Source organism: Campylobacter concisus UNSWCS (assembly GCF_000466685.1).
GTDB lineage: Bacteria > Campylobacterota > Campylobacteria > Campylobacterales > Campylobacteraceae > Campylobacter_A > Campylobacter_A concisus_A.
Window position 1 is genome coordinate 1 of the sequence record NZ_ANNG01000168.1, and the last position, 386, is coordinate 386.

Annotated in this window: 1 protein-coding gene; it reads left to right on the top strand. The window is 36.3% G+C overall.

Translation table 11 applies throughout. The annotated features are described in order from the left end of the window. The coding region (locus tag UNSWCS_RS12275) for a hypothetical protein (protein WP_035144342.1) at positions 1–386 on the top strand (386 nt) is incomplete at both ends.

The window sequence follows — 386 nt, forward strand, 5'->3', positions numbered from 1 at the left end:
ATCGACAAAAACGAAGTAGTACTTGATACTAGCAAAGCAAAAGACCGCGAAGTGCTAAAGAGAATTTACTACTCTATAAACAAAGAAATTTTAAATGAAGATGATAAGGCAAATTTTATCCCAGGGAGCATAGTAGCTAGCAATGATATAAATTTAAAAGTAGATGAAGTGCTAAATGATAAGAGCTTTATCTACGCAGGCAACGACCTTGTGCTTGATAGCAAAGATATAACAAACGTAGCGCTAAATTTAAGAAGAGATGGCCTAAGCTTTAATGAGTTTAAATGGAAGCAACAAGAGTGGAAAGGAAAAATGGGAAAAGTCACTGGCAAAAAGAAATGGGTGACTAAAGGCGGCAAAGGTGCGGTGTTTAACTTCTCATACAC